Source organism: Kitasatospora sp. NPDC127067 (assembly GCF_042724755.1).
Lineage (GTDB): Bacteria > Actinomycetota > Actinomycetes > Streptomycetales > Streptomycetaceae > Kitasatospora > Kitasatospora lactacystinica.
Map to the genome: position 1 here is coordinate 55409 of NZ_JBHXEM010000042.1, position 7138 is coordinate 62546.

A 7138-nucleotide genomic window follows, 5' to 3' on the forward strand; every position below is an offset into this window, starting at 1 on the left:
GGGCCGCGCCGGGTGGTGTGGCTGCCCGTTCTTGGGGCGGGTGGGCCGTTGGTGGGTTTTTTGTGGGTGCTCGTCGTGGCCAGGCTCGTCCCGCCACCGGCGGGACCGTGCGCAGGCCGTCCTTCCCCGCACCCGACCGGGGTCAGGAGGAGGGGTCCTCCTCGGCGGCGGTCCCCAGGACCGCCTCGGTCGGGACGTCGGCCGGTTCGACCGCCCTGAGGTCCACCCGCCCGCCGCGCAGCACCAGCCAGGCGTGCTTGGCCTCGTCCAGCGACCGGAAGATCCTGGTCATCTCGTCGATGAGCCTGCGGGCGGCGGCGGCGGTGAGCGTCAGGCCCGTGAGGAACACGGTCACGCCCGCCACCAGGGAGACCGGATCGACGGCCCGCTCGGGCTGCCCGTCCGCGTCGTTGCACTCCGTCTCGACGGAGGCCGACGAGCCGAACTCCGCGAGGGACAGCCCCGACAGCAGCTGATCCAGCCGGGCGGACACCTGCTCGGAACGCACCCCGGCGGGCGATTCCACGATGATGACCAGCTCGCCCACTTCGCCCCCAGTCCACGGACTTCCGTGTCTCGGGTGGAATCGTCCCACGCGCCTTCCGGCCGGACGACGGTCCCTTCCCGCCCTTCGGGCCGGCGCTGATCAGGACCACCGGGAACGTCCGCCGATCCGCGCCGCCGCTGTGTCCGCGCCGTCCGCCGCCGCTCCGGCGACGTGAAGGTTCGACGGCCCGAGTATGTCATCATGTGATGACATCGCATGATGACAACGGGTGGCACCTCCCATCGGACACGGCTGGGTTCCGGGGGCCTCCAGCCCCCGGTTCGACCACTCGATCTCCGACGAAAAGGACACGCCGATGGAGACCCTGTCGACGCGCCGTGAGCGGGCGCTGGTGCCCGTCCTGGTGTTCCTCAGCGCTGTGGTGGCGGTGATCAGCAGTCTCGGCGCGCCGATGATCCCCACCATCGCGGCCGTCGACCACGTCTCGCTCTCCGAGGCCCAGTGGTCCCTGACCATCACCATGCTGGTCGGAGCGGTCACCACCCCGGTGCTCGGCCGTCTGGGCGACGGACCGCACCGCCGTACGGTCACCCTCACCGCCGCCGCCGTGGTGGTGCTCGGCAGCGTGCTGGCCGCGCTGCCGCTCGGCTTCGGCTGGCTGGTCGCAGGGCGCGCGCTGCAGGGGGTCGGGCTCGGACTCACCCCGCTGGCCATCGCCACCGCACGGGACAGCCTCGGCCCCGCGGCCTCCCGCTCGGCGGTCGCGCTCCTGTCCATCACCACCGTCGCCGGCGTCGGCCTCGGCTACCCGATCACCGGCCTGATCGCCGAATCCTTCGGCATCCACGCGGGCTTCTGGTTCGGCGCCGTGATCAGCGCCCTGGCCCTGCTGCTGGCCGCCCTGGTGCTGCCCCCGACCACGGACCGCGAGAGGCGCCCGCTGGACGTGCCCGGCGCGGTGCTGCTCGGCCTGGCCCTGGTGGGCCTCCTGCTCGTGCTCAGCGAGGGCGAGACCTGGGGCTGGGACAGCGCCCGGCTGCGGACGGTGGCGGTCCTCTCCCTCCTGCTGCTGGCCGGCTGGCTGTGGCACGAGCTGCGCACCGCCCACCCGCTGGTCGACCTGCGCGCGCTGCGCAACCCCGTCGTCCTGACCGCGGACGTGGCCGGCCTGGTCGCGGGCGTCGGGATGTACCTGCTGATGTCACTGGTGATCCGCTACGTCCAGACCCCGACCTCCGCCGGCTACGGCCTCGGCGCCTCGGTCGTGGTCGCCGGCCTCGTCCTGCTGCCGTTCTCGGCGGCCAGCCTGCTGTCCAGCAAGGTGGTCCCCGGGCTCGCCCGGCGCACCTCCTCCGCCCTGGTGCTCCCGCTGGGCTGCGCGGTCTCGCTGGTGTCGGTGCTGCTCTTCCTGTCCGCCCGCGACCACCTGTGGGAACTCATGGTGGTGATGGGGATCGCCGGACTCGGCGTCGGCTGCACCTTCGCCGTGATGCCCGGGCTGATCGTCAACGCGGTGCCGGCCCACGAGGTCGGCAGTTCGGTCAGCTTCAACCAGGTGCTGCGCTACGTCGGCTACTCCACCGGCAGCGCGCTGTGCGGCGCCGTGCTCCAGGCGCACACCGCGCCGGGACGGCAGCTGCCCACCGACAGCGGCTACCGGGACGCGGCGCTGATCGGCTGCGTGGTGTGGGTGGTGATCGGCCTGGCTACGATCGTCCTGCCGCGGCTCGGTGCCGCGACCGGCTCCCGGAGGGGTGCGCGCGCGAACGAGGGGCTGATCGTGGAAGAGAGCATCGACGACATGGTTGTCGGCGGGAGCGAGGCAACCGTCCTGCGGGCCGGGGCGGAGCGGTGACCGACGCCACCCCCGACGCCACCCCCGAGGCCGGCAACGGACCGGAGCCCGCGGCACCCCGGCGCCGCGACGCCGCCCGCAGCCGGGAACTCCTGATCCGGGCGGCGACGGAACTCTTCGCCGAGCGTGGATTCGAACGCACCACCATCCGGGAGATCGGCGACCGGGCCGGCGTCGACCCGGCGCTGATCGCCCGGTACTTCGGCGGGAAGACGCAGCTCTACCTGGCCGCCGTCCAGATGGAGCTGGGCGACACGGCACCGGCCGACCTCCTGGAGGAGGACCGGCTGCGCGGCCTGCTGGAACGCTTCTCCCGGCGCGGCCCCGGCCCGACCTTCCAGGCCGCGGTGCTGCCCGGCGACAACACCGAGGTGCAGCGGGCAGCGCGCACCTACCTCCACGAGCGGCTCGTGCAGCCGCTGCAGGACCGCTTCACCGCCGAACGGGCCGACCGGCCGCGGCTGCGGGCCGAACTGGCGGCGGCGGCCTTCGCCGGGATCGTCCTGGCCCGCACGAGCGGCGCGTTCGGCGAGCTCGCCGAGGCCGACTCCGAGGACCTGCTCCCCCTCCTGCACGACCTGCTGGCCGCGAGCCGGCCCGCCCGGTAGACCGTCCGCCGCTCCGAACCCCGCCGCGGGCGGCCTGCCGGGCCGCCGTGACAGGCGGTCCGGCGGTCGGCCTGTCGGTGGGCCTCGCTACTGTTCCTCCCCTGATCAAACGTGTCGAGGAGAGGGGCGGAGCTGTGCGGCGCTGGGAGTTCGTCGAGGGCGGCTCGGACAAGTTCTGGGAGGCCGCGGTCGACGGTGCCGCGGTGACCGTGCGCTACGGCCGGTCCGGCACCGCCGGGCGGGAGCAGAGCAAGGAGTTCCCGACCGCGGAGGCCGCGCAGGCGCACTTCGCCAGGACGGTCGCCGAGAAGGAGCGCAAGGGCTACCGCGAGACCACGGCCGGCGCGACGCCCGTCCCCCCGCCCGTCCCCCGGCCCGTCGCGCCGACCCCGCCGGCCGCCGCCCCCGAGCTGCCGGACGCCCCGGACGCCCCGGTCGACGAGGACGCCTTCGTCCTGCCGGAGGCCTGGCGGAGGGCGCTGGTCCCCCGCCGGGGCGGCATCTCCCGCCCGCCGGCCGCCGCGGTGAAGAACGCCGTGGACGGGTACGACGCCTCGCTGAGGCTGATGGACGACTGGCTGGAGCAGGCGCTCACCTCGGACCGCAGCGACGCGGACCTGGTGGCGGCCGCCCGCGCTCACCGGTCCGGCAGCCGGAACCCGGTCGGCGCGGCGGTGCTGGCCGCGGTGTTCGCGGTCTCCGCGGACAACAAGGTCCGGACGGCCGTCGACGCCTGGGTGGCGGAGTTCGGCCTGCCGTTCGCGGCCAGGGCCACCGTCGAGCTGTTCACGGTCGCCGTCAAGACCGATTGGAACGGCTCACGCGCCCTGAACCCGCGCGTCCGGCGCGCGGCCGTCCGGACGGTGGCGGCGTACCGCCCCGCCGCGGATCGTGTCCGGTCGCTGCTGGCGGCGTGCGACGAGGAGACCCACCGCACGGCGGTCGAGGCCCTGTCCGGATGCCGGACCGACCTGTCCCGCCTGGTGGCGGCGGCGTACCTGGTGCCGTCCGAGTCCGACTGGGCCGAGGAGTGCGTGACGTCGGGCGCGCGGCTGGACTCGGCCGAGTGGTCGATGCTGCTGTGCTCGCTCTCCTCGGCCGAGCCGCTGGAGAAGCTCCCCCAACTGCCGAACCTGGGCTGGAACAGCTGGTCCACCGAGATCATCGCGACCGTGGCGGAGGGTCTCAAGGGCGGCGCCGCACCGCTGCTGCTGCACGCCCTGGCCAACAACCACCTCTACAGCGACAAGCAGAAGCACCTGCTGAACGCGATCGCCGAGCTTCCCTCCGACCAGGGCTTTCGGGGGCTGCTGGCCCATCAGGAGAACGGCAAGGCGGCCCGTGGAGCCCTGGTGGCGGCCATGCGCCGCTTCCCCCGGCGTGCGCTGCGCCTGCTCGCGGAGGCCGCGGCGGCGTCCACCGATCCGGCCGCGCAGCGGCTCGCCCGTCAGCTCCTCACCGCCCACGTCGCCGCCCACCGCGCGACCGCGATCGAGCTGCTGCCGGAGCTGACGCCGGAGCAGGCAGCCGTGGTCGGGCCGCTCACCGATCTCGGCGACCGGGTGCCGGACGTCCCGGCCGGTTCGCTGCCGGAGCTGTTCACCAGCCCGCCGTGGACCCGGCCGCGCTCCACGGCCAGGCCCCGCGTGCTGACCGGCCTCACCGCGCCGCAGGAGACGCGGCTGCGGTGGCTGCCGGGTGAGCGGGAGGCGTGGGCGGTCTCCGAGTCCTGGTACGCGAACTGGTCGGACGCCGACTGGCAGCGGATCGCCGGCACGATGCGGGCCGCGGACGGGCCGTCCGGCGCCGCGCGGCACCGCTCCAACCGGCACGAGGAACTGGCGCTGTTCGCGTACGGCGACGAGCAGCTGGGCCGTCCGCTGATCGCGCAGTGGCGGGGCGAGGAGTACATCTGGGACGCCACGGGCGCGCTGCGCCGGGTCGCCGCCCGCTTCGGGCCGGACGCGCTCGGGCCGATACGGGCCGCCGCGCTGCAGAACCCGGCCGCGCACGCGGCGCTGCTGCTGCCGTACCTGGACGTCCGGGTGGCCGAGACGATGGCGGACTGGCTGGTGCGTCTCAAGTCGGCCGGGGACACCGCCCGTTCCTGGTTCGCCCGGCACGGCCTGGACGCGGCCCGGCTGCTGGTTCCGGCCGCGGTCGGGAAGGCCGGAGCGGCCCGGCGCAACGCCGAGCACGCCCTGCGGCTGATCGCCGCCGCGCACGGCGCCCCGGCGGTGCGCGCGGTGGCCGGCGAGTACGGGCCGCAGGCGCAGGAGGTGGTGGGCGCGCTGCTGTCGGCCGACCCGCTGGTGAACCTGCTGCCGGCGAAGCTGCCCCAGCTCGGCGACTGGGCGGAGCCGATGATGCTGCCGCAGCTGCTGGTGCGCGGCGGCGAGGGCGCGCTGCCCGTCGAGACGGTGCGGCACGTGCTCACCATGCTCGCGCTGTCGAAGCCCGGGGCGTTCTACCCGGGCCTCGACCAGGTGGCGGAGGTGTGCGAGCCGCGGTCGTTGGCGGAGTTCTGCTGGGCGGTGTTCGAGCAGTGGCGGATGGCCGGCATGCCGTCCCAGGACGGGTGGGCGCTGCACGCGCTCGGCCGGTTCGGTGACGACGGGACGGTCCGCCGGCTGACGCCGGTGCTCCGGGCGTGGCCGGGCGAGGGGGCGCACCACCGTGCGGTGGACGGCCTGGAAGCGCTGGCCGCCATCGGCAGCGACGTGGCCCTGCTGCACCTGCACGGCATCGCGCAGCGGGTGAAGTTCAAGGCGCTCAAGGCGCGGGCGCAGGAGAAGATCGCCGAGGTGGCGGCCGGGCTCGGCCTGTCCGGGGAGCAGCTGTCGGACCGTCTGGTGCCGGACTTCGGGCTGGACGCCGACGGCACCACCGTCGTCGACTACGGCAGCCGGACGTTCACCGTGGGCTTCGACGAGCAGCTCAAGCCGTACGTTCGTGACGCGGACGGCGCCCGCCGCAAGGACCTGCCGGTCCCCGGGGTGAGGGACGACGCCGAGCTGGCGCCTGCCGAGCGCAAGCGTTTCGCCGCGCTGAAGAAGGACGTCCGCACGGTGGCGGGGGACCAGATCCGCCGGCTGGAGGAGGCGATGATCACCCGGCGGTCGTGGACGGCGGAGGAGTTCGACCAGCTGTTCGTCGGGCATCCGCTGCTGTGGCACCTGGTACGCCGGCTGGTGTGGCTGTCCGAGACGGACGGCACGGTGACGGCGTTCCGGGTCGCCGAGGACCGCACCCTGGCGGACGTCGCGGACGAGGTGTTCGTGCTGCCCGCCGGGGCCACCGTCCGGCTGGCCCACCCGCTGCTGCTCGGTGCGGAGCTCGCGGCGTGGTCGGAGCTGTTCGCCGACTACGAGATCCTGCAGCCGTTCCGTCAGCTCGGCCGCCCGGTGTACGCGCTGAGCGACGAGGAGCGGGCCGGCCACCGCCTGACCCGCTTCGAGAACGGTCCGGTGCTGCCCACCACCCGGCTGGTCGGAATGGAGCGGCGCGGCTGGCAGCGCGGCGAGCCGCAGGACGCGGGCGTGGAGCGCTGGCTGTCCCGCCGGGTCGGGCCGGACCGCTACGTGGTCCTCGCACCGGAGCACGGCATCGCGGTCGGCATGCACGACGTGTATCCCGAGCAGCAGGTGGAGACGGTGTGGCTCGACACCCGCCCGGGCGACTACTGGACCCACAACCGCACCTTGCCGACCTTCGCCGAGCTCGACCCGGTGATCGCCTCCGAGGTGATCGCCGACCTCACCGAGCTGACCGAGCCGACCACGCCGTGACGGCGCACCACCTCGCCGACAGCCACGCGAACCACCCCGGGAGAGCCGCCATGACCACCACCGCCGAGGAACAGCTCCAGCGGCCGCCCGCCGAGATCCGGTACGCCGAGGAACTGGCGGCGCTGCGCGCCGAGGACCGCGACCCGCGCCCGCCGGGCTGGGAGCTGAGCCTGCGCGCCGCCCGCCGGTTCATCGTCGGCGACGGGGCGGCCGGCATCGACCGCAAGTTCGTCGGCGATCCGGCGCTGGTCGAGCGCGCCCTGGTGACCCTGGCCACCAACCGCGGCCTGCTGCTGGTCGGTGAGCCGGGCACCGCCAAGTCGCTGCTGTCGGAGCTGATCGCGGCGGCGGTCAGCGGTACCTCCCGGCTGACCGTACA

5 protein-coding genes are annotated in these 7138 nt (G+C 74.5%); 4 read left to right on the top strand and 1 reads right to left on the bottom strand.

Annotated features, from left to right (window positions below):
* Nucleotides 1-142: 142 nt before the first annotated feature.
* Nucleotides 143-547 carry a hypothetical protein gene (locus tag ACFWJ4_RS18875; RefSeq protein WP_380545286.1) on the bottom strand — a complete coding sequence of 135 codons (405 nt, stop codon included), beginning with the start codon at nt 545-547 and terminating at the stop codon, nt 143-145.
* Between the two features lie 316 nt (nt 548-863).
* Here ACFWJ4_RS18875 and ACFWJ4_RS18880 point away from each other — a divergent pair, with 316 nt between their 5' ends.
* From ACFWJ4_RS18880 to ACFWJ4_RS18895, 4 genes are all read left to right on the top strand, one after another.
* Nucleotides 864-2363 carry an MFS transporter gene (locus tag ACFWJ4_RS18880; RefSeq protein WP_380545288.1) on the top strand — a complete coding sequence of 500 codons (1500 nt, stop codon included), beginning with the start codon at nt 864-866 and terminating at the stop codon, nt 2361-2363.
* Nucleotides 2360-2971, top strand: coding sequence for a helix-turn-helix domain-containing protein (locus tag ACFWJ4_RS18885; protein ID WP_380545290.1), 612 nt, complete (start codon nt 2360-2362; stop codon nt 2969-2971). Before ACFWJ4_RS18880 ends, ACFWJ4_RS18885 begins: the two co-directional genes overlap by 4 nt.
* Nucleotides 2972-3105: 134 nt before the next feature.
* Nucleotides 3106-6759, top strand: a complete 3654-nt coding sequence (locus ACFWJ4_RS18890; protein ID WP_380545291.1) for a WGR and DUF4132 domain-containing protein — start codon at nt 3106-3108, stop codon at nt 6757-6759.
* A gap of 50 nt (nt 6760-6809) precedes the next feature.
* The coding region (locus ACFWJ4_RS18895; RefSeq protein WP_380545293.1) for an AAA family ATPase at nt 6810-7138 on the top strand (329 nt) is incomplete at its 3' end.